This is a genomic window from Liquorilactobacillus capillatus DSM 19910 (assembly GCF_001434915.1).
GTDB classification, from domain to species: domain Bacteria; phylum Bacillota; class Bacilli; order Lactobacillales; family Lactobacillaceae; genus Liquorilactobacillus; species Liquorilactobacillus capillatus.
This window is the reverse complement of the sequence record NZ_AZEF01000053.1, coordinates 38,396-62,540: the sequence shown is the minus strand read 5'-3', so window position 1 is coordinate 62,540 and position 24,145 is coordinate 38,396. Positions and strand designations below refer to the sequence as shown.

Here is a 24,145-nt window from a genome sequence, read left to right as displayed (position 1 = left end):
AATCATTGACTTTAGAATGTAAAAAAAGTATCATGGTATATGGTATTGTTTGCCCCACAGTAGGCCCCGGAAACTTATTTTGCGTCAAACAAGCATATAAAAATGGAGGAAATAAAACGTGCGTACAACATATATTGCAAAACCAGGTGAAGTGGAACGTAAATGGTATGTCGTAGATGCAACTGATGTTCCCTTAGGACGTCTGTCCTCAGTTGTGGCTTCTATCTTGCGTGGCAAGAATAAGCCAACATTTACGCCTAACGTTGATACAGGTGATTTCGTTATCGTTATTAATGCAGAAAAGATTGGCTTGACAGGACATAAAGCAGAACGTAAAGTTTATTATCATCATACAGATCATCCAGGTGGTTTGAAGAGCCGTACTGCTGGTGAATTCCGTCAAAATGATTCTGAGAAGTTAATTGCTTTATCGATTAAAGGGATGCTTCCAAAAGGAACACTCGGAAGAGAACAAGCTAAGAAGTTACATGTTTACCGTGGTGCAGATCACAAACATGAAGCTCAAAAACCAGAAGTATTGGATATCACAAACTTAATCTAGGAGGAAACTTAATTGGCTCAAGTACAATATAGAGGAACAGGCCGTCGTAAGAACTCTGTTGCGCGTGTAATTTTAACACCCGGTGCAGGTCAGATCACGATTAACGGCAAAACAGCAGAAGATTATATTCCATTTGCTAACTTACGTAAAGTTATGATTCAGCCCTTCGAAGCTACAGAAACAACAGGTTCATATGATGTTCTTGTTAATGTTAATGGTGGTGGCTTTGCTGGTCAAGCTGGTGCAGTTCGTCATGGAATTGCCCGCGCTTTACTTGAAGTTGACCCAGATTTCCGTGGCGTTTTGAAACGTGCTGGTTTATTAACACGTGATGCACGTATGAAAGAACGTAAGAAACCAGGTCTTAAGAAAGCTCGTAAGGCTCCACAATTCTCTAAGCGTTAATATATTATTTATCAACGATCTCAAAACACTTCTTGTTCGCCAAGAAGTGTTTTTTTATTATAGTTAAATTTGAAAGTAAATGGTAATAAATATAATAATTGATAAAACTTAGATTTATGAAGCTTAAGAAAGGGCTCTTAGGTGAGATCTTCAAATTGCAAAAAAATTTATATAAATTTAAAAGACACTCATTAATTAGTTAACGATAGTTATGGTGAAGTTTTGATAGTTGATAAAATAATCTGTTAAGTGAAATGTGTGTAGGCTTAAAGAGCGGCTAGCTAAGGAGCATAGATATCTAAAAACGCTAAACGCTTACATCGGTATTTATAATTATTGCTTGGGAAATAATTATAAATAATAAGTTAAAAATTGACTAAGCAACTTACTTAGGGTAACCTAAAAATAGGTACAAATGGTTTAACTTTTAGCTGAGAGGTGATAGAGATGATTGAATTTCAAAAGGTTGGAGTTGTATATAATAATGAAGTTGAAGCTTTAAAAAATATCGATTTAGTAATTAAAGGTCCAACAATTACAGGAATTATTGGACCAAACGGCTCAGGTAAGTCAACTCTTTTAAAAGCGGCTTTAGGTGTTGTCCGCGCTAGTGGAAAAGTTATGCTAGATGGTATTCAAGCTAACAAAGCCTTGAAGAGAATTGCTTACGTTGCCCAGAAGAGTTCAATCGATCTTTCATTTCCAATTACAGTCAGGGAATGTGTTGCACTAGGGACACTTCCAAGTCTGGGTCTTTTCAAGAGAATAACAAGAGAGGAGTGGGAAAGTGTTGATAAAGCACTAGAGATTGTGGGGTTATCAGAACAGAGTCAACGACAAATAAGCGCTTTATCAGGTGGACAGTTTCAACGTGTGTTGATTGCACGCTGTTTAGTGCAAAATGCCGAGTACCTTTTTTTAGATGAACCTTTCGTAGGCGTTGATATGGTAAGCGAGGATATCATCATAAAAATCTTGAAGGATCTTAAAAGTAAAGGTAAAACAATTCTAATCGTTCATCATGATTTGAACAAGGTTGAAGGTTACTTTGATCAAGTTGTAATGTTAAATAGAGAAATTATTGCAGCTGGAAAGACGGCGCAAGTGTTTACCGTTCCCAACCTAAAACGTGCTTACGGAGAGAACATACTTGTAGAAAGAGGTGAGTGAGATGCTAGCTGAATTTATTCATGGTTTACAGACTTTTCATTTTTTACAGAATGCGCTAATAACAGCTGTTGTGGTTGGAATTGTTTCTGGCGTGGTGGGATGTTTCATCATTCTGCGTGGAATGTCATTAATGGGTGATGCTATCTCACATGCTGTCCTTCCAGGCGTCGCAGTTGCTTATATTCTTAATATCAATTTTTTTGTTGGAGCGACAATCTTTGGAATAATGGCTTCAGTAATAATTACGTATATTAAGGAAAATAGTCTGATCAAAAGCGATACTGCAATTGGAATAACTTTTAGTTCTTTTTTAGCCTTAGGAGTTATTTTGATAGGTTTAGCTCGTACCTCAACTGATTTATTCCATATTCTTTTTGGAAATATTTTAGCGGTCCAAGATATTGATAAGTGGATAACGATCGTTGTCTCACTGATTGTCCTGCTCGTAATTATACTTTACTTTAAAGAGCTCTTGCTGACATCCTTTGATCCACAAATGGCTAAGGCTCTAGGAATGCGAGTTAACTTTTACCACTATATGTTAATGATGCTGTTGACATTGGTAGCAGTTACGGCAATGCAAAGTGTGGGGACCATTTTGATTGTTGCTTTGTTAATAACCCCAGCTGCAACAGCGTACTTATTTACTAAAACATTAAAAGCAATGATTTTTTTAGCTGCTGGAATTGGCGCAGCAGTTTCAGTAGTCGGGCTTTTTATCGGATATAGTTATAATATTGCGGTTGGATCAAGTATCGTAATAACGGCTGCAATCGTATTTTTAATTAGTTTCTTCATCTCACCTAAACAAAGATATTTAAAAAGGAAGGTACGAAAATAATGAGAAAAACGCGCAAACATTTAAACTACGTCGTTTTAGCTGCTGTAATTATTTTGGCAATCCTCACGGGATGTTCTTCAACTAAGAGTGGGACGGTCGGCAAGGGAGATAAAGTAAAGGTTGTAACGACCAACTCCATTTTGGCTGATATTACGAAAAATATTGGAAAAGACCGTATTGAATTGCATAGCATTGTTCCAGTCGGTAAGAATCCGCATGAGTATGAACCATTGCCAGAGGATACGAAGAAAACATCTGAGGCTGATCTTATTTTTTACAATGGTCTTAACCTTGAGAATGGTGGAAATACATGGTTTCAAAAGCTAGTTAAAAATGCTGGAAAAAAGGCAAATAAAGATTATTTTGCTTTAAGTGAGGGTGTCAAACCAATTTATCTCAAGGGACATCAATCACAAAAAGGGAAAGAAGATCCACATGCCTGGTTAGATCTGAAAAATGGAATTATTTATGCTCAAAATGTTGAAAAGCATCTCTCGGCTAAAGATCCAAAAAATAAAAAATTCTATAAGAAAAATTTGAAAGCTTATGTGAAAAAATTAAACGGGTTGCATAGTCAAGCTAAACATAAATTTGATAATATCTCAGCTGAGAAAAAGATGATCGTTACGAGTGAAGGCTGTTTCAAGTATTTCTCACGAGCATATAATGTGCCCGCAGCTTATATTTGGGAAATCAATACAGAACAAGAAGGAACTCCAGAACAGTTAAAAAATCTAGTTCAAAAACTCAAAGGTTCCCAGGTACCATCATTATTTGTTGAAAGTAGTGTTGATGGGCGGCCAATGAAAACTGTCTCTAAAGAAACGGGGATTCCAATTTATGCTGAGATCTTTACGGACTCAGTTGCTAAAAAGGGTCAGCCAGGAGATAGTTATTATACAATGATGAAATGGAATCTTGATAAAATTACAGCTGGTCTTTCAAAATAGGCAAAAATATTTTACAAGCAATAATGCTTTAAACACAGCTCCAAAAAATCTCCCATCTCAAGTAGTAAAGAGAACTATTTGGGATGGGAGATTTTTTTAGTTATAAATTAATTAAAAGAAGCTAGCTTAGTTGAAATAATCTTGGCTGAGCTGTCAAGTCTATTCTGTTCATCGAGTGTCAGTTCGATCTTGTTAACTTCGATAATACCTTGACGTCCAATAACGGAAGGATAGCCAATATAATGTTGATAGCTTTCAAGGTAAACAGAAGTTGGACAGGCAAGGTGAGCATCTGAGAGGACTGCAAGAGCTAACTTAATTGCACAAGTTGCAATTGCATAACAAGTATAATGTTTACCAGAAAAGACTAACCAACCACCACGGCGGGCGCGTTGATCTAAATCATTTAGATCAAGCCCACGTGCAGAGGCGATATCTTGGATAGGGTGGCCCTTTACTCTGACACTTGACCAAGCAGTGAATTGTGATTCACCATGTTCACCCAGAACATAGCCACTGATATTTTTGGGATCTTCATTGAGAGCTTGCCCAACAGCACGCTGCATTCTTGCTGTATCAAGAAAAGTTCCAGTCCCAAAGACTTGATTGGTACTAAGACCAGTTTTTTGTTGTAAGAGTTGAGTGATAACGTCACAGGGATTACTGATATTAATCAAAACACCATTAAAACCAGTTTGTTTAATTTTTTGTGCGATCTCGGTAACAGCAGTAATATTATGTTTTAGTTCGCCAAAGCGGTCACCATCTAATTGAATAGCTGAAATATCCCCAAAAGCTGTAATAATAATATCAGCGTCTGCTAAAGCAGCATAATTTTGCGGAATAATTTTAGTAAAAGTATCTAAACGGGAAAGTGTATCGCGGAGATCGTATTCTTCTGCGACAGCCTTATCTTTCTTCGAATCAATCAAGACAAGTTCATCGGCTATCCCCTTTGTTACTAATGTATAAGCAATTGTTGCTCCAACATGACCTAAACCAATAACACCAATTTTTCTCATTTAGCTAGACCCCCATTAAAAAAATCTAAATATTTTATAATCTTAATTTTAAATGTTATCTAATTAAAGTCAACTTAAACTATAAAGTAATAAAGTAAACTACTAACAAAGTGATATATTTTTTGGTAAAATTAAATTCAAATTAAATTTAATTAAAGTTGTTTAGAGAAGGCTTAAAAGTAGTCGAATTCTTTGGAAAGTTCGTTAAAGAAATCTACAATAAGCTTATTAGTATCCAGAGAGGAAGATATAAAATGTCTTTAAAAGTAAGTTTGATTCAAATGGATGTGAAGTATGGGAAGCCGGATGTCAACTATAGAAAAGTTGCCGAACTAGTAGCAGCTGCAATGACCGAGCACCCAGATGTACTCATACTTCCAGAAATGTGGAATATTGGCTATGCTTTGGAGCAACTAGAGGAGTTAGCGGATCAAAACGGCGAACATACCCAATCCTTTTTAGCTGCGTTAGCTCGAAAATATCAAGTGAATATTATTGGTGGATCTGTTGCAACTAGTAAAAATAATTTTTACTATAACACTAGCTATGTTTTTGACCGCGAGGGGAAGCTTCAGAGTGAGTATGATAAAGTTCACTTATTTGGTTTAATGCATGAAGATCAGTGGGTAACAGCAGGGACTCGCAGGAATTGTTTCAAATTAGATAATATTCCTGCAGCCGGGGTGATCTGTTATGATATACGGTTTCCTGAATGGGAACGGACACTGATGGGTGAAGGTGCAAAAATATTATTTGTTAGCGCACAGTGGCCACGAGAGCGAATTAAACAATGGCAACTTTTACTGCAAGCACGTGCAATTGAAAACCAAGTTTTTGTTGTAGCAGTCAATCGTGTTGGTAAAAGTCCATCAGGTGATGTTTTTAATGGACATTCACTCGTAATTGATCCCCTGGGGAATATTATTTCAAATATTCCCGTTGCTAAGGAAGGCGCTTTTACTACTAAGCTTGATCTAACCATGCTTGAAAAAATTCGGGGAGAAATTCCTGTTTTCACAGATAGACGTCCTGAACTGTATGATTAAGTTGGAAGTAAGCAAATAAACGGTGCACAACTCAAAAATATTATTAGATTAATCTAATGTATTTAATAATAATAGTGCCAGAAATAATACTTAAATAATGTTATACTAGCCTTCTGAGAATGTGTAGTTAAGAGTTAGGGGGATATATTATAAAATCTTCAAAAAAGCTAAACATAATATATTGTCATTAGATAATAGCATTCGAAATGGTGATGGCTTAGGAAAAGGCTAAAATAAGAAAGAGGGTATGAAGTTAAACGTGTACCTCTGAGATAATGTTGGACACTGAGCTAAACTAAAATTTATTTTACCTTGTGCTGATTATTAATGGTAATGTGCTTAAATAATTTGAGTGCTAAGCAACTTAACTTTTGACCGGAAACTAAGTAGGACTATTAATAAGTAAAAAATTATCATTTTTAGTAATTTGAATAATACGTATTACGATATATTATTTGAATTTTATCGAAAAAATAGTAGAATAGAGAGCATGTAGTTTTATTCAGCAGTAATTATTATTTAGGGTACACATGATATTGCTGGAAACTCGGAAGAGTAATATAGATAGCAAGACTTTGATAAAGAACATATTTTTAGAAATTTTACGTTTATTAGTGTAAAATGTACGCATAGAAGCTAAAAAGACATATTTTTTATAGCGTTTACTTGACAATGCTATATTATTTTAGTATATTATGATAGTTCACATGTTATATAAAATATTTTAAACATTTGGAGGAAGAAAAGCGTGATTACTTTACAAAAATCTTTAACTAACTTAACGCAAGTTTTAAGATTACATGAGCGTCATCAAAATGCACCTGATTTTGAAAAACTAGGTGCAATTGATATTTACTACTTGGAAGCTATTTATCAATTGAAAGAACCAACAATTGGAATGATTTCTAAGTTATTGGACCAATCGACTCCTAATACGAATTATCATATCAAAAAGCTAATGAAATTAGGGTTGATCGAAAAGAGATTGGACGAAGTGGACCGCCGTGTTACTCATTTAATGGTAACGGATAAATATCATCAAATGATGGATTCTGATAATGAATTTTGGCAGAGACTGGAAAATAAGTTGGAAGACGAAGTAGCACCTAAAGACCTAGCAATCTTTAAACGCGTCTTACGGCAGACAATCGAGATAGTTACGGATGAGAGCTTGGATGAATTTTAATAAAAGAGTATGTTACACATATATTGATGGTTAAAAAGTCGGGAGAATATCTCGACTTTTTTGTTTTTATAGTGCTGTTGGTGGACTGATATGTTGAAGTCCAGCTTTAGAATATTGATGAGATTAGACGAAAAGACGGCTAAAATAAGAGTTGCTGTGGTTTAGAGTAGACAAGATAAAAGAGACTGATTACAAGTAGATTTTTAAAAATTAATTAATAATGTTAAATTTTAGAAAAACCAGTATTTTTTTAACTGTTTTTCTAAAGGTCCTTAGAATGTTATATGTTATAATGAGTGCAGCTAATTAAGGTCAAAGTAAGTTGAAATAGTAGCTTGATCAGTGTTGTGCCGGTAAAAATATATGACTGAAATGGCAAGCAAAAGCATGTTTAATTAATGAAGGGTTGAATAATTTGGCTAAAAAGAGAAAAAGAAAGAGCAGACAAAGGAAAAAAGGCTTTTTAGTAGTTAATGGGAAATTACAATTAACTAACCTGCTAGTCCTCTTCTTAGTTCTTAGCTTAGGAATAATCCAGTTAGTAAGCTGGTTAGATAAGAGTTCAGAGCCCCAAAATACTACTACTGATACAACTCAAATAAATGATAGAACAAAACGAAACTTTATTAATCAGATTCTGCCAATTGCACAAGAAGAACAGAAGCAATACAAGCTGTTGACTAGCATCACGCTAGCGCAGGCAGCATTAGAATCAAATTGGGGACAAAGTCAACTAGCAAGTAAATATCACAACTTATTCGGTGTGAAGAGCGATGCAGCTAACGCACAACTGCTGACAACTGCTGAATATGTTAATGGGCAGTGGATAACAGTTAAAGCAAAGTTTGCGCTTTACAAAGACTGGAATGAATCGATCAAGGCACATACGCAATTGTTTGTGAATGGCACGGGTTGGGATCAGCAGCATTATAAAACCGTACTGGCTGCCAAGAACTATCATGAGGCAGCAGCAGCTTTGCAAAAGCAGGGCTATGCAACCGATCCAGACTATGCGCAGAAACTGTCACAAATTATTCAAGAATATCAGTTGGATAGGTATGATAAGGCTTCAATGAACTAAAGACGAATATTAACGTTTGATGATTAGCATAATGTATGCTAATCTACATAAGTGTTGTACTTATATAATGTCATAATATGGTTGACGAGTTTCTACCTAAGACCGAAAATCTTGGACTATAAGTAAAAAAAGCTGTAGTTAGCGAGAAAGGCTTCTTTTACGACTTGTCGTGTAAAAAGGGGCCTTTTTTGTATTTTTAATAAAAGAAAGGTTGACCAAAGTGAAGTTACTAGAAGATCGGATTCGTGAAGATGGGGTTGTGCTTGCAGGAGATGTATTGAAGGTTAATCAATTTTTAAATCATCAAATTGATCCAGCATTAATGTATGCGTTAGGGCAGGAATTTAGCCGTTTGTACAAGGAAGAGAAAGTTACTAAAATACTGACAGTTGAATCTTCAGGGATTGCGCCGGCTATTATGACTGGACTGTTAATGCACGTTCCAGTTGTCTTTGCGAAAAAGCAGAAGAGTTCAACTTTAAATGGTGGCCTATACACGGCAAAGGTTTACTCCTATACCAAACAAGTTGAAAACACGATTGCAGTAGATACTAAATTTCTAAATGCTGCAGACAATGTCTTGATAGTTGACGATTTCCTAGCTAATGGGCAAGCCGTAACCGGTTTACTTGATATTTGCAAGCTTGCGCATGCACAAGTAGCGGGAGTAGGAATCGCGATTGAAAAATCATTTCAAAAGGGAGCTGACTTAATTAGAGACCGCGGAGTAAGACTAGAATCATTAGCACGAATTTCTTCATTTGAAGGAAATAAAGTCCATTTTGTGGGGAGTACTGAAAATGATTAAGGAAATCGAAAAAAACGTCAGTAATGGTAAAGCAGCTGTTTTGGGACTACAGCATTTATTAGCAATGTATTCGGGTGCAATTGCCGTTCCCTTGCTAATAGGAACTGCGCTGAAATTCAATAGTGCACAGATGACATACTTAGTTTCAATTGATATTTTTATGTGTGGTTTGGCAACCTTGCTGCAGCTTTTGCGAAATCGGTATTTTGGGATCGGCCTACCGGTTATTTTAGGGTGTGCGATTCAAGCCGTAGGTCCTTTAAAAATGATCGGCAAGGAATTTACGATTGGTACAATGTATGGAGCTATTATAATTGCTGGAATTTTTGTGTTTCTAATTGCTGGTCAATTTTCAAAAATCAAGAAGTTATTTCCACCAGTGGTGACAGGATCTTTGATAACAGTGATTGGGTTAACGCTAATACCTATCGCTGTTCAGAACATTGGTGGTGGTGACGCAACTGCTCCAAACTTTGGCAAGTTAGATAATGTTCTGTTGGGATTCATTACGATTGGTGTTATTTTAGTTATTCAGGTCTGGGGTAAAAGATTTATAAATACAATCTCTGTTTTATTGGGATTGATCGTAGGAACCCTTATTGCAGCAGCGATGGGAATGGTCTCTTTGACTCCGATCATAGAAGCCTCATGGTTCCGGATACCACAGCCCTTTTATTTTGGCGCACCGCATTTTGAGTGGTCCTCTTCAATCACGATGATTATTATTGCATTGGTCTCAATGGTTGAATCAACCGGAGTTTTCTTTGCTTTAGGCGATGTTTTAAATAAACAGATTACAGCTGCTGATTTGAAACGCGGTTATCGTGCTGAAGGGATGGCGGCTATTTTAGGCGGTATTTTTAATACTTTTCCGTATACGACTTTTTCACAAAATGTTGGCTTGTTACAGCTTTCAGGTATTAAAACAAAAAAGCCGATTTACTGGTCGGCAGCATTATTAATGCTAATGGGTCTGCTGCCCAAAATAGGTGCGGTAGCCACGATCATTCCAACACCTGTTTTAGGTGGCGCGATGCTAGTGATGTTTGCAATGATCAGTGTGCAAGGAATGCGGATGTTGTTGAAAGTTGATTTTTCTAACCAAAAAAATTTATTGATCGTGGCACTTTCAATCGGATTAGGATTAGGTGTTGCGGTTTATCCTGAGATTTTTCAGTTTCTTCCTAAAACTATTCAGTTGTTACTGGGCAATGGAATAGTTGTCGCGAGTTTGGTTTCAGTCATCTTGAACCTTACTTTTAAAGGCCGTAGTGGTTTAGAAAAATAAAAATAAGTAGGTCTATAAGTGTCAGCCTGTGATTTATGGAGCGTTTGTGTCTAATTGTTGACGATAAGAAGCCCCATCAAAAATTTTTGATGCGGCTTTTTTGCTAGTTTTTTTGATGCGGCTTTTTTGCTAGTTTTTAAGAAAAAGTAAATGTTAAGTAGTTTTTTTAGAATGAATAAATAATTGCCAGCTGGAATGTATGGTAAAATGTGAGATGAAAGAATCATAGAGAGGCGGCAGTAAGCAGAGAAGATCGGTTTTTGGAATATTGATCAAAAACTTAAAGCATAGATAGTTTATGATAATATGTACGTTTGTTTAGAGAGTAAAGAATCCCATAGGCTGATATTAACTGACGAGAAAGAAAGTAGTGAGAGAATGGATAACGAAGTATTATTTCCTGGAAGTACAATTGGAATCATTGGTAATAGTCCTAATGGTATTATGCTGGTCAAAGCTGCAAAAAAAATGGGTTTCAGAGTAGTAGCTTATGGTGCTGAAGAAGCTGCCCCTACAATGCAAGAAGCTGATTTAAGAATTATCGGACAGCAAGATGATAAAGGTAAACTGCAGGATTTTGCAGAACGCTGCGATATTGTAACTTATGAATCTGAGAATATTTCCGCCGAGGTAATTGCCTTTTTAGAACGTTTTACACGAGTGCCACAAGGAAAAGAAGCACTTGAAAATGCCCAAGATAGATTGCTGGAACGAGCTTTCCTTGAACAGATTAATATTAATATTGCTCCTTATGCAACGATCGTGGGCCTTGACGATGTCTATCAGTCGATCGGTTCAATCGGGTATCCTTGTGTTTTAAAGCCAATTCAAAAAGGTTACGGACGTAGACGCCAACAAATTATCAGAAAGCAATCGGATATTTCTAAATGTGCGGATCTAGTTGACTTGGGGACATTTATTTTAGAAGCATGGATTCCATATGAAAAAGAACTATCAGTAATTATTGCGAAAGAAGCTAATGGTGATCTTAACATGTTTCCGATAGTTGAAAATATCTACCATGAACACCAATTGTATCAGTCGATCGTTAAAGCTGAGGTCTCCTCTGAAATAAAAGCAGAAGTTCAACGGCTAGCAAGTGATATTTCTAACGAATTAAATTATGTTGGTATTTTGGAGATCGCATTCTTTCTAACTAAGAATGGAACGCTGTATGTTAAGCGTATTGTCCCTGCACCACACAAAGCAGGGTATGTTTTTGATAAAGCAACTAACGTTTCAATGTTTGAACAGCACCTGCGTGCACTGACACATATGCCGTTACCACAAGTAAAACTTTTACAGCCGACCGTTGCGGTTTCACTATGTGTTGAAGATATGAATCGCTTGAGGACACAGTGGGTCCTTAAAGACAACTGGTATTACCATTTTTATCGTTATCCTAAGACTGCGCATACACGTGAGTCCGGATATATAGTTGTTTTAGCAGATACAGTTGCAGCCGCATTGCAGCAAATCGATGCGACTGGAATTTGTAAAGAACCAGTTGAAAGTGAAAAACAAGAGCAAGAAGAAAGTAACGGTGAAGTAATCAAGAAAGAAGAAAACTAATAAGCAACTTCTTAGCTATCTTTTGCTAAAATAGCAGGTTATTTCCGTATATGAGAGATACACGGCTTTAGAGAGGAAGCGTCGATCTGGAGAGTTCAGATTTGTTTCTTTTTTTAAAGAAGTGTTATCTTTTTTTTGCTATAATGAAAACCGACTGGACTAAAGAGAGGATTGAAAATAAGTGGTAGCAGATGATCTATTAAAGGGAATGAATGATAAGCAAAGAGATGCTGTTTTATGTACTGAAGGGCCGTTATTGATAATTGCAGGTGCTGGAAGTGGTAAAACAAGGGTTTTAACCCACCGCGTTGCTTATTTGATCAAAGAAAAAAATGTCAATCCGTGGAATATTCTCGCAATTACCTTTACCAATAAGGCAGCTAAGGAAATGCGTGAACGAGTAAATGCACTGTTAGGTGAGGGCTCAGAAGATGTCTGGGTTTCGACCTTTCATGCATTATGTGTGCGTATTTTAAGAAGAGATATCGATAAATTAGGTTATAATCGTGCATTTACAATCACAGGAACTAGTGAACAGCGAACACTAGTTAAACATATTTTAGCGGACTTAAATATAGATCCTAAAAAATTTGACCCTCGTTCGTTACTGGGTGCTATTTCGAATGCTAAAAATGCTTTGAAAACAGCTAAAACTTTTGCACAGGAAGCGCAGTCACCCTTTGAAAAGGTAGTAGCAGATGTGTATGCGGAATATCAAAAGCGCCTAGAGCAAAATCAGGCCGTTGATTTTGATGATTTGATAATGTTGACTTTAAGGCTCTTTGAAGAAGAACCTGAAATACTGCAATATTATCAACGAAAGTTTTTGTATATTCACGTCGATGAATACCAAGATACGAATGAGGCACAGTATGAATTAGTTAATAGTTTAGCCAAAGGCAACCATAACATATGTGTCGTTGGGGATGCTGATCAAAGTATCTACGGCTGGCGCGGTGCAAACATGGAAAATATTCTTAACTTTGAACAGGATTATCCAGATACGAAAATCGTTAAATTAGAACAAAATTACCGTTCAACTAAAAATATTTTACAAGCAGCTAACGCGGTTATAAAAAATAATGTTAAGCGTAAAGAGAAACAACTCTGGACTAATAATATTCAAGGTGAGAAAATTCATTATTTTCGTGGTCAGAATGCAAACGATGAGGCTTTTTATGTCGTTCGTAATATTCAAAAGTTAATGCGTGAAAATAATTATAATTATGGATCTTTTGCAATCTTATACCGGACAAACGCCCAATCCCGTGTAATTGAAGAAACTTTTATCAAAGCTAATATCCCTTATAAAATAGTGGGTGCGCATAAATTCTACGATCGAAAAGAAATTATGGATGTTTTAGCATATATTCGCTTAATAGCTAATCCACAAGACAACATTAGTTTTGAACGAATTGTTAATGAACCTAAGCGTGGAATCGGCGCAACTAGCCTTGAAAAGTTAACAGCATTTGCTGAAATGAATGATCTATCGTTGCTAGATGCTGCTAGTAATTCGGTTCTGGCGGATATCTCAGGTAAGGCTAGCCGTGCTTTAAGTAGCTTTGCTGAGACAATTAAGCAACTGCATATATTGCAAGATAAAGTTAGTGTTACAGAACTGACAGAACAGCTTTTAGATAAAACAGGTTACAAAGCGGCATTGGAGGCTACTAAAAATCTTGAGAATCAAAGCCGTCTTGATAACCTAAATGAATTTTTAACGGTTACCAAGCAATTTGATGATCACTGGGAACCAGAAGATGAAGCTAGTGATCCCTTCGTTGATTTTTTGGCTGATCTGGCACTTGTCTCAGACCAAGATGGTGTGGAAGAAGATATCAATGAAGTTACGTTGATGACGCTACATGCAGCTAAGGGGTTGGAATTTCCAGTTGTCTTTTTAATGGGTTTGGAAGAAGGGCTCTTCCCATTGTCTCGTTCGATGATGGATGAAAGTGAACTGGAAGAGGAACGGCGTTTAGCTTATGTGGGAATTACACGAGCTGAAAAAGCCTTGTACTTGACTAATGCTCTTTCGAGAATGTTGTATGGCCGGCGGCAAACGAATCCTGCGTCGCGCTTCATTAGTGAGATTGAACCTGAGTTGATACAAGCTGATAACCATAAAGTAGCCAATACTGCACCGGGGAAGAAGAACAACGCTACTAAACAGACTGCCATACGGCAGCATATTTACCGCCAGCCTGCAGGAACTGTTGAAGTTAACCGAGGAACTGGTGCTGATAAAAAGACATGGCAAATTGGTGATAAGGTCACCCATAAAGCTTGGGGAAATGGGACTGTTGTTAAGACTTCCGGTCAAGGTGAAGATCTTGAGCTTGATATTGCCTTTGATGGAAAGGGAATCAAGCGTTTGTTAGCAGCCTTTGCACCAATCACAAAAAAATAAGCAGCAGTTTCAAATATACAAGATAGGAGAGTGGGCAATTTGTTGACAGAACAGGCTGCGCAAAAACGTGCACAAGAGCTTAGAAAACAGCTGAATGAATGGAGTTATCAGTATTACGTTATGGATCGCCCAACTGTTGAGGATATAGCTTATGATAAGTCTTATCGGGAACTAGTTAAGCTTGAGAAAAAGTTTCCTAAGATCATTGTAAGCGACTCTCCGACTCAACGTGTAGGCGGTCGGGTTTTAGATGGCTTTGATAAACTGAATCATGAATTGCCAATGCTATCGTTAGGAGATGTCTTTTCAAAGCAAGAGTTACTGGATTTTGACAAACGGCTGCGTAAGGTGGTTGCTGAGGATTTCGCATATAATTGTGAGTTAAAAATTGATGGTTTAGCAATCTCACTAGTATATAAGAACGGTCTTTTTGTCCAGGGCTCAACGCGAGGTAATGGTGTTATAGGAGAAGATATCACTGAAAATCTGAAGACAGTCAAGGCAATCCCGCTGAAATTAACAGAGCCGGTCTCAATTGAGGTTCGGGGCGAGTGTTATATGCCCAAAAGAGCTTTTGCAAAACTGAATGCACAACGTGAAGCGGAAGGAAAACCGGTTTTTGCGAATCCGCGTAATGCGGCAGCTGGGAGTCTACGACAGTTGGATACAAAGATTACGGCACGTAGACATCTCAGTACCTTTATATATTACTTGATGGAACCAGAAAAATTAGGGATAGAAAAGCAGAGTGAAGCATTGCAAAAGATGTCCGAGTGGGGGTTCAGAATTAATCCAGAATCACGTGTCACAGCGGCAGCTACGGAAATAGATGCTTATATTGATGAGTATCAAGCTAAACGAATTGCACTTCCGTATGATATCGATGGTATTGTTTTGAAAGCTGATCCGTTTTCTGTTCAGCAGATAGTTGGAAATACTGTTAAGGTTCCGCGGTGGGCAATTGCATATAAGTTTCCTCCAGATGAACAGGAAACAATCGTCCGGCAGATCGAGTGGACGGTTGGGCGAACCGGAATCGTTACTCCAACTGCAGTTATGGATCCAGTTACTTTAGCGGGTTCAGTTGTCGCCCGTGCCTCATTGCATAATCCCGCTTATTTAAAACAGAAAGATATTCGCTTACTGGATAGAGTTCGCTTACATAAGGCTGGGGATATTATTCCTGAAATCTCTAATGTTGTCTTGGATAAACGTCCAAGTGATTCACGCCCGAGTTCGATTCCTGAAGAATGTCCGATCTGTGGGGCCGAATTAGTACATTTAAACGATGAAGTGGCCTTAAGATGTATCAATCCTAAGTGTCCGGCACTGATCAAAGAGAGTTTGACTCATTTTGGCTCAAGAAATGCAATGGATATTTCGGGATTAGGACCTAAAGTGGTCGAACAACTTTTTAACCAGAAGTTAGTAACAGATATTGCTGATTTATATCGCTTAAAGTTTGAAGATTTGATTAAGTTAGATAAATTTAAAGAAAAAGCTGCTAACAATCTGTTGACAGCTATTGATAAAAGTAGGCATAATTCCGTTGAGAGACTTCTGTTTGGTTTGGGGATTCGCCATGTTGGTGCCAAAGTAGCACGGCTGTTAATGCAGCATTTCCATGATCTTAGAAACTTAATGACAGCAGATACTGCTAAGATTGCTGCACTGGATTCACTGGGAGATATAATTGCTGATAGTATTGTGACTTATTTTGCCAACGCGGAGGTTCAGGAACTGATCGCCGAATTGGCTGCAGTTGATGTAAATTTGCTTTATAAAGGGGTGGAACCCGCAGAACTTGCTGCTACAGAAAATTATTTCACTGGCAAAAAAATTGTTTTGACAGGAACATTAGAGCAGCTAAAAAGATCTGAGGCTAAGAAATGGCTTGAGGAACATGGTGCAGATGTCACAGGCAGCGTTTCGCAAAAAACAGATTTGCTGATTGCGGGGCAAAGTGCAGGAAGTAAACTAGCAAAGGCACAAAAGTTGGAAGTTAAGGTTATAAACGAAGCTGAGTTTATCGAACAGATGGAGGAAACAAAGTGAAAAAGATCGGAGTTGTTTTTAGCTTAGGGTTAAGTCTGTTGTTACTGACAGCCTGTGGGAAAATTGGTGATTCAACGACGACAGGTAGTAATGCCGCCAAGAATTCTTCATCAGGGTACCAAACAACTGGTCAGAATAGCGACAGTGAATATGAGGGTGTTATTAAAAACGGTAAGTATCTGACAAGTAAAGCACGTGGAGTCGGGGTGGCACAAAACTCTGATAACATTTTAAATTTGAAAAGTTTTGAGGCCGGCTTAACGCAATTATCTAAAGATCAGTTCTCAACAGACAGCTATGTTTTTCGCGAGGGACAGTTATTGTCTTCAGCAACGGTTGAAAAATGGCTGGATCGAAAATCAAAGGATAATCCAGAAGGGTTAAATCCAGTAGATAATGGGCAAAAAGATGCTAATAAACGTAATCCAATGTATGTGCAGCAGTTAGAAGAACAAAACTATATGAAACAAAAAGATGGTAAATTGACTTTGGCGGGAATAACGATCGGGATCGGAATGAACACCAAAGATTACTATGAAAAAGAAAAATACGGTGCGACATTTACCACAACTATTTCAAAAGAAAAAATGATTCAAGAAGGTCAGGCAGCAGCTGCTAAAGTTTTGGCACGGCTTAGAAACACAGATGGTGTTCCAGCTAATATTCCAATTTTAATTGGGATGTACCAACAGGCATCAAACGATAGTTTGGTCGGTGGGTCATTCTATGCTTATACGGTTAGCAAGAGTGGTAACACGATCTCATCGTGGAAGGACGTCAACGTAAAAAGTTACGTTCTCCCATCGACCTCAACCGCAGCTGTCCCAAATGATAATGATGAAACATCATTTGAGAGTTTTAAAAAACAAGTACAAAATTTCTTCCCTAACTTAGCGGGAGTTACAGCGCAAGGACAATATGAGGACAAATCTTTACGTGGCTTGCGTGTCAATATTACGACCCAATTCTACAGTGAGACGGAGATAACTAGCTTTACGCAATTCATTGCACAATCAGCTAAGACGTATCTGCCTAGTGGAATTCCAATTGACATTACTGTCAAAGGCAGCGATGGGACGATCCAGAGTTTCCTCGCAAAGAAGGCTAAAGACAGCAGTTATTATACGCATGTTTTCAGCAGCTACTAGCAAGCCTGCAATGACCTAGTTAACTGAAAAAGCTTGAATTAGATTCAAGTGCGCATTTGTTAAATTAGATATGCTAGAATAAAACTATAAAAGAAGAAAGAAGGAGAGTAAATGGCAATTAGTGAAGACAAAGTAGCACATGTCGCGGGACTGGCTAAACTTACTTTTTCGAAGGAAGAGTTACAAAAATTTACCGGACAAATGGATGAAATAATCAACATGGTCCAACAGCTTAGTGATGTTGATACAACGGGAGTTGAAGTTACGACACATGTAACGGATGCCGTAGATACTATGCGTGAGGATAAAGCGGTCAAAGGGATGGATCGTGAATTACTGATGAAGAATGTTCCAGATCATCAGGACGGATTTATCAAAGTTCCGGCAATTATTGATGAAAGCGAGGGAGCATAGTAAATGGACTACTTTGCAAATGATTTAACCAGCTTACATGATTTGCTTGTAAAAAAAGAAATCAGTGTAACTGAACTAACCAAAGAAACACTTGCTGCAATCAAAGAGCGTGAACAAAAAGTTGCAGCTTTTTTGAGTGTCGATGAACAGGGAGCTTTAAAACAAGCAGCTGAGCTAGACCAAAAGGGAATTGACGCTGATAACATTTTGGCTGGGATACCATTGGGAATTAAAGATAATATTGTAACCAAAGGTTTAACAACAACGGCAGCAAGTAAGATTCTAGAAAACTTTAATCCAATTTATGATGCGGCTGTTATTGAAAAGCTAAAAGCTGCTCAAACGATAACGATTGGTAAAACAAACTTAGATGAATTTGCAATGGGTGGTTCAACTGAGAACTCAGCTTTTAAAACAACCAAAAATGCTTGGGATCAGACCAAAGTCCCTGGTGGATCTTCTGGTGGTTCAGCTGCAGCAGTTGCCGCTGGTGAAGTAGTTGCTTCACTTGGTTCAGATACTGGTGGCTCAATTCGTCAACCTGCATCTTTTAACGGAATTGTCGGTGTTAAACCAACTTATGGTCGTGTTTCACGTTACGGTTTAATTGCTTTTGCATCCAGTTTGGATCAGATTGGACCATTTACAAGAAATGTTAAGGATAATGCACAGCTCTTAAATGCGATCAGTGGGGCAGATCCACGAGATTTCACTAGTTCTAAGCATGAAGTACCTGATTTTGCACAGGGAATCGCTGCTGGTGTAAAGGGAATGCGGATCGCTGTTCCTAAAGAATATTTAGGTGAAGGAATTGCCGCTGACGTTAAGAAGGCTATCAAGGATGCTATCTCTGTCTTCGAAAAACTAGGTGCAACTGTAGATGAAGTCAGCTTACCGCATAGTAAGTATGGAGTACCCGTATACTACATTATCGCTTCTTCGGAAGCTTCGTCTAACTTGCAGCGCTTTGATGGTATTCGTTATGGTCACCGCGCACAAGAAGTCAAAAACCTGGAAGATGTCTATGTTAAATCACGGTCCGAAGGTTTCGGTGATGAAGTTAAACGACGGATAATGCTGGGGACGTTCTCCTTATCTGCAGGAACATATGATGCTTTCTTTAAGAAAGCGGCTCAGGTTAGAACCTTGATTTGTCAAGATTTTGCCCAAGTTTTTGCAAAATACGATTTAATCTTAGGACCAACAACACCGACAACAGCCTTTGGGATCGGTGAAGATATTAAGGACCCTGTAACGATGTATATGAACGATATCTTAACTATTCCAGTTAACCTTGCTGGTCTACCAGGTATGTCGCTACCAGCTGGCTATAGCAAGGGCTTGCCAATTGGGTTGCAATTGATCGCAAATCAATTTGATGAAAAAACAATGTACCGTGCAGGTTATGCTTTCGAACAAGAAACTGACTTTCACAAGCAAGTACCAATGATTGGGGGGCAAAATTAATGAATTTTGAAACAACAATTGGTTTAGAAGTTCATATTGAAATGAAAACTGCTTCTAAGGCTTTTTCACCAGCACCGGTTAATTATGGTGCGGAACCTAACACCAACACTAATGTCGTTGACTGGGCTTTTCCTGGTGTCTTGCCTACAATCAATAAACGAGCATTAGAATTTGGAATGCGAGCAGCTCTAGCTCTGCATTGTGACGTTACCCGTGATATTCATTTTGACCGTAAAAACTATTTTTACCCAGATAATCCAAAGGCTTACCAAATCACACAGGCACAGACACCAATCGGACGTCATGGCTGGCTTGAAATTGAAGTTGATGGAAAGAAAAAGAAGATTGGGATCGAAGAAATGCATGTTGAGGAAGATGCGGGTAAGAACACCCATAATCCCGATGGCTATTCTTACGTAGATCTTAACCGTCAAGGCACACCGTTGATTGAAATTGTTTCGAAACCGGATATTTCATCTGCAGATGAAGCGTATGCCTATTTGACACGATTACGTCAAATAATTCAATTTACCGGTATTTCAGATGTTAAAATGGAAGAAGGATCAATGCGTGCGGATGTTAACGTGTCTGTTCGTCCGATCGGTGCTGCTGAATTAGGAACTAGAACTGAAATGAAGAACCTTAACTCGTTTGAGCATGTCCGCAAGGGCGCGCACTATGAATCAAGACGGCAGCAAAGAGTGCTAATGGCTGGCGGAAAGATTAGACAAGAAACACGTCGTTTCGATGAACCTTCAGGCGAAACGATCTTAATGCGTGTTAAAGAAGGGGCGAGTGATTATCGTTACTTCCCTGAACCTGATCTACCACCGATACATATTTCAGACGAATGGGTGCAAGAAGTTAAAGCATCAATTCCTGAAATGCCGGATATGCGTCGGAAACGTTATGTTGATGATTGGGGTTTACCTGAATATGATGCAAATGTCTTAACTCAAACTAAAGAAATGTCAGATTTCTTTGAAGAAACAGTCGCACAAGGAGCAGAACCTAAATTAGCTGGTAATTGGCTAATGGGCGATGTTAATGCATATCTAAATGCCAACCAGATTGGATTACTGGAAACAAAATTAACACCAGAACATCTGGCGACTATGATTAAGTTGATTCAAGATGCGACGATTTCATCTAAGATAGCTAAAAAGGTTTTCAAAGAAATCGTTGCTAATGATAGTGATCCTAAAGCATGGGTTGAGAAAAAAGGCCTTGTTCAATTATCGGATCCAGCAGTTCTGCAACCGATTATTGATGATGTACTTCAAAACAATGAAAAATCAATTGAAGATTTCAAAAATGGTAAGGATCGGGCTATTGGTTTCTTAGTGGGTCAGATTATGAAGCAAACACGCGGTAAAGCCAATCCTAAGGTTGTTAACCAATTATTGTTAGCAAGTTTGAAAAAGCTTTAGGAAAATTTCAATCTTGAATATCGGGATAAGGGGAGTTAGTAATGCAAAAGCGTTGTAGGGTTATTTATAATCCAGCTTCAGGCCGTGAAGCAATGAAGAATGATCTGGTTGAAATTTTGAATATTTTAGAGCGTGCTGGATATGAGACCAGTGCTTTTCGAACAACGCCCGAGCCCGATTCTGCACGTAATGAGGCAGAGCGCGTTGCTCGTGCCGGTTTTAACTTGGTAGTTGCAGCTGGTGGTGATGGGACGATCAATGAAGTTGTAAACGGAATCGCCCCGCTTAAACAGCGTCCTAAAATGGGAATAATTCCAGCTGGGACAACTAATGATTATGCACGTGCCTTAAGGATACCGCGTGAAGACCCAGTTGCAGCTGCTAAGGTTATTGCTAAAGGTCATACAGTTAATATGGATATTGGACAAGCTGGGCAAAAATATTTTGTTAACATTGCAGGCGGTGGACTGTTGACCGAGTTGACGTACGGTGTCCCATCGCAATTTAAATCTTTATTCGGGTATTTAGCATACTTAGTAAAAGGCGCGGAAATCTTACCGCGAGTTAAACCGATAAAAATGCATTTAGAATACGACCAAGGAGCTTTCAATGGGAAGGCATCAATGTTTTTACTGGCATTAACTAATTCAATTGGTGGCTTTGAACAAATTGTTCCCGACGCGTCGTTAGATGATGGTAAATTTACACTGATTGTCGTTAAGACGAGTAATTTAGTTGAAATTTTACAGTTAATGACAATGGTTCTAAATGGCGGCCGGCATGTCAATGATCCTCGGATATTGTATGTGAAAACATCGAAACTGGTGGCTAAGCCTGTTGATGAGAAGATGATGATCAATATCGATGGGGAATATGGCGGTGATGCGCCGATGGTCTTCAAGGATTTAAAACAGCATATACAAATATTTGCTAATACGAAGAAAATACCTAAAGGGGCAATTACCTCGTCGGATCAAACTCCAGCTGAAATAAATGCGAGTCAGCATTTTGTTGAAAGTGTTGAAGATTTAATTGGAGAAGATATCAACGGCGACGGAGAAGTTGGAAAAAAAGAAAAAGAGTAGTTAAAAAACACCGCGGTCTTTTTTAGAAATAAGAGCCGGGGTGTTTTTTAGTAAAAAGGAGAAAAAAATGGGAAATAAAGCGCCAGTAAGTAAGAATCAGGAACTAACAGTCACAATTGAAGACCTGACCTATCAAGGGATGGGTGTCGCTAAAGTTGAGCATTACCCACTCTTTATTGAAAATGCACTGCCAACAGAAAAGGTTATGATTCATGTACTTAAGGCAGCCAAAAATTATGGGTTTGCACGGGTAATTAAACGTTTGAGTACGAGTGACCAACGAGTTGAGCTTACAGAAAAGCACTATCTACAGACGGGGATCGCACCACTACAGCACCTGAACTATGCAGCACAACTTGAATTTAAACGGACGCAGATCGTTGAATTACTCAGTAAAGTTCATTTAGAGAATATTCAAGTTGCTCCAACGATCGGGATGGATGAACCCTATCATTATCGTAATAAAGCACAGGTTCCGGTACGAATGGTCAACGGGAAACTCGAGACAGGTTTTTTTAAGAAAAACAGCCATATATTTGTTCCGCTAGAGGACTTCTTTATTCAAGATAAGCGAATCGACGAAGTAATCAAGTCAGTTCGGGATATCTTACGTGAATTTAATATTGAACCTTATGACGAACGCCAGCACAGCGGTGTTATTAGACATATTATGGTGCGCCGAGGTTATTATACGCATGACGTTATGGTTGTTCTTGTTACACGTGCTAAGCGACTACCAATGCAGGATCAGATCGTAGCGGCAATTCAAGCTAAGTGTCCTGATGTACGCAGTCTTATCCAGAATGTTAATCAAGCTACAACTAACGTTATCTTAGGTAAACAAGACAAACTTTTGGCAGGGCAGAATCAGATCAAGGATCAGTTGAACGGTCTTACGTTTAATATCTCGCCGCATTCATTTTACCAAGTAAACCCAGTTCAAACTGAAAAGCTCTACCAAAAGGTTATGGCAGGTGCCGGTTTAACAGGTAAAGAAACGGTGATCGATGCCTACTGCGGTATTGGAACGATCTCACTAACCCTAGCTACTAAAGCCGCTAAGGTGTATGGTGTTGAAGTTGTTCCGGAAGCAGTAGCCGATGCTAAGTTGAATGCAGCTGCAAATGAAATTGAAAATACACAATTTGAAATAGGAACAGCAGAAGAATGGATGCAAAAATGGGAGGAACAAGGCATCAAACCAGATGTCATTGTTGTTGATCCTCCACGCAAAGGGCTGGCTGAAAGTCTGATCGAAAGTGCTGTCAAAATGAAGCCGGACAAAATTATTTACGTTAGCTGCAACCCAGCTACTTTAGTTAGAGATCTACAATTGTTTCTTGACCAAGGTTTTACGGTTGAACAACCAATTCAGCCCGTTGACCAGTTTCCACAGACGGTGCATGTTGAGAGCGTAACGGTGTTGAAACGGAAACTATAAGCCAAGAATTGGTGGGCAGGCAAATGTCCAACATCGCAGTCCCAGCTGATCTAACTGAGTTTAAAGAAACTTACTATTACAAAACAGAGTTGGTATCGCTGTGCCGTATACTTAAATTACCTGTTTCAGGAACAAAAGCAGAATTAAATCATTATTTGGAACAGTATTTTACGGGGATACCCAGTAATGAAATAAAAACAAGGCGCCCGAAGACCACGAGAGTTTCGTTGACGGCACAGCAAATAACATTAAAAACCAGGATTGTTGGCGCTGGTTTTACCTTCAATAATGAAGCACGCCAATTTTTCGCCAATTATTTTGGAGTGGAGAAGTTTTCTTTTAAAAAAGAAATGGCAATGATCAAACGCCAAGCAGAGCAAGAAAATGATACTTCAATGACAATAGCTGACTTAATTAAACGTTCCACGCAATTAGGCAATGCCAAAGAGCAACTTGCGACTGTTGCTGAAGAGCAAACATATCAATGGAATAATTTTGTGCGTGCCTTTTTCCAGGATCCTGCAACAAAGCGGTATACGGAGCGGCTCAAAGTAGCTGCCATTTTATGGCGATCTGTCAAAAAGAGTAAGCAGGAGAAAATATATACAACAGTTTTACTGGATGTTTACGCTACCGCAATTAGGAATTACTTAAAATAAGTCTACTGCTTAGTGTGACACCAACATTGGAATAGTTGTTCAAAATGACCTAGTTCAAAGATTAAATTTGAACTAGGTCATTTTGAAATTTTATACGTAAAA

General features: G+C 38.3%; 21 protein-coding genes and 1 riboswitch. Of the genes, 20 read left to right on the top strand and 1 reads right to left on the bottom strand.

All coding sequences use genetic code 11. The features are described 5' to 3' along the window. The first annotated feature begins 118 nt into the window (after positions 1-118). The 5 genes from rplM (at position 119) to FC81_RS09785 (ending at position 3,928) form a co-directional block, all read left to right on the top strand. Positions 119-562: a 50S ribosomal protein L13 gene (gene rplM, locus FC81_RS09805; RefSeq protein WP_057746382.1), complete on the top strand. Its 444-nt coding sequence runs from the start codon at positions 119-121 to the stop codon at positions 560-562. Between the two features lie 12 nt (positions 563-574). Further along, a complete protein-coding gene (gene rpsI, locus FC81_RS09800) occupies positions 575-967 on the top strand; it encodes a 30S ribosomal protein S9 (RefSeq protein ID WP_057746379.1) in 393 nt (130 codons plus the stop codon). Positions 968-1,414: 447 nt separating this feature from the next. Next, positions 1,415-2,137 (top strand): metal ABC transporter ATP-binding protein, encoded by a 723-nt coding sequence (locus FC81_RS09795; RefSeq protein ID WP_057746376.1) that lies wholly within the window; start codon positions 1,415-1,417, stop codon positions 2,135-2,137. Position 2,138: 1 nt separating this feature from the next. Then, positions 2,139-2,978 (top strand): metal ABC transporter permease, encoded by an 840-nt coding sequence (locus tag FC81_RS09790; protein WP_057746373.1) that lies wholly within the window; start codon positions 2,139-2,141, stop codon positions 2,976-2,978. Next, positions 2,975-3,928 (top strand): metal ABC transporter substrate-binding lipoprotein, encoded by a 954-nt coding sequence (locus tag FC81_RS09785; RefSeq protein WP_420806357.1) that lies wholly within the window; start codon positions 2,975-2,977, stop codon positions 3,926-3,928. Before FC81_RS09790 ends, FC81_RS09785 begins: the two co-directional genes overlap by 4 nt. Positions 3,929-4,035: 107 nt before the next feature. Here FC81_RS09785 and FC81_RS09780 read toward each other — a convergent pair whose 3' ends face one another. Beyond that, positions 4,036-4,950, bottom strand: coding sequence for an L-lactate dehydrogenase (locus FC81_RS09780; protein WP_057746367.1), 915 nt, complete (start codon positions 4,948-4,950; stop codon positions 4,036-4,038). Between the two features lie 254 nt (positions 4,951-5,204). Between FC81_RS09780 and FC81_RS09775 the strand changes: the two genes are divergently transcribed. The 15 genes from FC81_RS09775 (at position 5,205) to FC81_RS09705 (ending at position 24,043) form a co-directional block, all read left to right on the top strand. Further along, positions 5,205-5,996, top strand: a complete 792-nt coding sequence (locus tag FC81_RS09775; RefSeq protein WP_057746365.1) for a carbon-nitrogen family hydrolase — start codon at positions 5,205-5,207, stop codon at positions 5,994-5,996. A gap of 748 nt (positions 5,997-6,744) precedes the next feature. Further along, positions 6,745-7,182 carry a MarR family winged helix-turn-helix transcriptional regulator gene (locus tag FC81_RS09770; RefSeq protein WP_057746362.1) on the top strand — a complete coding sequence of 146 codons (438 nt, stop codon included), beginning with the start codon at positions 6,745-6,747 and terminating at the stop codon, positions 7,180-7,182. Between the two features lie 415 nt (positions 7,183-7,597). After that, the gene (locus FC81_RS09765) at positions 7,598-8,263 is read left to right on the top strand and encodes a glycoside hydrolase family 73 protein (protein WP_057746359.1); all 666 of its coding nucleotides are present in this window, start codon (positions 7,598-7,600) and stop codon (positions 8,261-8,263) included. A gap of 40 nt (positions 8,264-8,303) precedes the next feature. Beyond that, a riboswitch (purine riboswitch) is annotated at positions 8,304-8,402 on the top strand. Between the two features lie 81 nt (positions 8,403-8,483). Beyond that, positions 8,484-9,071 carry a xanthine phosphoribosyltransferase gene (locus FC81_RS09760; protein WP_057746356.1) on the top strand — a complete coding sequence of 196 codons (588 nt, stop codon included), beginning with the start codon at positions 8,484-8,486 and terminating at the stop codon, positions 9,069-9,071. Next, entirely contained in the window at positions 9,064-10,359 is a 1,296-nt protein-coding gene (locus FC81_RS09755) for a nucleobase:cation symporter-2 family protein (protein ID WP_057746354.1), read from the top strand. Before FC81_RS09760 ends, FC81_RS09755 begins: the two co-directional genes overlap by 8 nt. A 378-nt stretch (positions 10,360-10,737) precedes the next feature. After that, on the top strand, positions 10,738-11,931 hold the full coding sequence (locus FC81_RS09750) for a 5-(carboxyamino)imidazole ribonucleotide synthase (protein WP_057746351.1): 1,194 nt from the start codon (positions 10,738-10,740) through the stop codon (positions 11,929-11,931). Between the two features lie 181 nt (positions 11,932-12,112). After that, positions 12,113-14,344 (top strand): DNA helicase PcrA, encoded by a 2,232-nt coding sequence (gene pcrA / locus FC81_RS09745; RefSeq protein WP_057746348.1) that lies wholly within the window; start codon positions 12,113-12,115, stop codon positions 14,342-14,344. Positions 14,345-14,386: 42 nt separating this feature from the next. Continuing rightward, positions 14,387-16,399 (top strand): NAD-dependent DNA ligase LigA, encoded by a 2,013-nt coding sequence (gene ligA / locus FC81_RS09740; RefSeq protein ID WP_057746497.1) that lies wholly within the window; start codon positions 14,387-14,389, stop codon positions 16,397-16,399. Further along, positions 16,396-17,547, top strand: coding sequence for a CamS family sex pheromone protein (locus FC81_RS09735; protein ID WP_057746344.1), 1,152 nt, complete (start codon positions 16,396-16,398; stop codon positions 17,545-17,547). The genes ligA and FC81_RS09735 overlap by 4 nt, the downstream gene beginning before the upstream one ends. A gap of 111 nt (positions 17,548-17,658) precedes the next feature. Continuing rightward, positions 17,659-17,961: an Asp-tRNA(Asn)/Glu-tRNA(Gln) amidotransferase subunit GatC gene (gatC, locus tag FC81_RS09730; RefSeq protein ID WP_057746341.1), complete on the top strand. Its 303-nt coding sequence runs from the start codon at positions 17,659-17,661 to the stop codon at positions 17,959-17,961. 3 nt (positions 17,962-17,964) lie between these two features. Continuing rightward, positions 17,965-19,428 (top strand): Asp-tRNA(Asn)/Glu-tRNA(Gln) amidotransferase subunit GatA, encoded by a 1,464-nt coding sequence (gene gatA / locus FC81_RS09725; protein ID WP_057746339.1) that lies wholly within the window; start codon positions 17,965-17,967, stop codon positions 19,426-19,428. Next, positions 19,428-20,858 (top strand): Asp-tRNA(Asn)/Glu-tRNA(Gln) amidotransferase subunit GatB, encoded by a 1,431-nt coding sequence (gene gatB, locus FC81_RS09720; protein ID WP_057746336.1) that lies wholly within the window; start codon positions 19,428-19,430, stop codon positions 20,856-20,858. Before gatA ends, gatB begins: the two co-directional genes overlap by 1 nt. 41 nt (positions 20,859-20,899) lie before the next feature. Beyond that, complete coding sequence (locus tag FC81_RS09715; RefSeq protein ID WP_057746333.1) at positions 20,900-21,943, top strand: diacylglycerol kinase; 1,044 nt, start codon at positions 20,900-20,902, stop codon at positions 21,941-21,943. 67 nt (positions 21,944-22,010) lie between these two features. Next, a complete protein-coding gene (rlmD, locus tag FC81_RS09710) occupies positions 22,011-23,384 on the top strand; it encodes a 23S rRNA (uracil(1939)-C(5))-methyltransferase RlmD (protein ID WP_057746330.1) in 1,374 nt (457 codons plus the stop codon). A gap of 23 nt (positions 23,385-23,407) precedes the next feature. Continuing rightward, positions 23,408-24,043, top strand: a complete 636-nt coding sequence (locus FC81_RS09705; RefSeq protein WP_057746326.1) for an SAP domain-containing protein — start codon at positions 23,408-23,410, stop codon at positions 24,041-24,043. The last annotated feature ends 102 nt before the right edge of the window (positions 24,044-24,145 follow it).

Coding starts and splice junctions, on each gene's coding strand:
- FC81_RS09795 (WP_057746376.1), top strand. CDS start 1,415: ATGATTGAATTTCAAAAGGTTGGAGTTGTATATAATAATGAAGTTGAA.
- FC81_RS09790 (WP_057746373.1), top strand. CDS start 2,139: ATGCTAGCTGAATTTATTCATGGTTTACAGACTTTTCATTTTTTACAG.
- FC81_RS09780 (WP_057746367.1), bottom strand. CDS start 4,950: ATGAGAAAAATTGGTGTTATTGGTTTAGGTCATGTTGGAGCAACAATT.
- FC81_RS09775 (WP_057746365.1), top strand. CDS start 5,205: ATGTCTTTAAAAGTAAGTTTGATTCAAATGGATGTGAAGTATGGGAAG.
- FC81_RS09755 (WP_057746354.1), top strand. CDS start 9,064: ATGATTAAGGAAATCGAAAAAAACGTCAGTAATGGTAAAGCAGCTGTT.
- FC81_RS09750 (WP_057746351.1), top strand. CDS start 10,738: ATGGATAACGAAGTATTATTTCCTGGAAGTACAATTGGAATCATTGGT.
- gatC (WP_057746341.1), top strand. CDS start 17,659: ATGGCAATTAGTGAAGACAAAGTAGCACATGTCGCGGGACTGGCTAAA.
- gatA (WP_057746339.1), top strand. CDS start 17,965: ATGGACTACTTTGCAAATGATTTAACCAGCTTACATGATTTGCTTGTA.
- gatB (WP_057746336.1), top strand. CDS start 19,428: ATGAATTTTGAAACAACAATTGGTTTAGAAGTTCATATTGAAATGAAA.
- FC81_RS09715 (WP_057746333.1), top strand. CDS start 20,900: ATGCAAAAGCGTTGTAGGGTTATTTATAATCCAGCTTCAGGCCGTGAA.
- rlmD (WP_057746330.1), top strand. CDS start 22,011: ATGGGAAATAAAGCGCCAGTAAGTAAGAATCAGGAACTAACAGTCACA.
- FC81_RS09705 (WP_057746326.1), top strand. CDS start 23,408: ATGTCCAACATCGCAGTCCCAGCTGATCTAACTGAGTTTAAAGAAACT.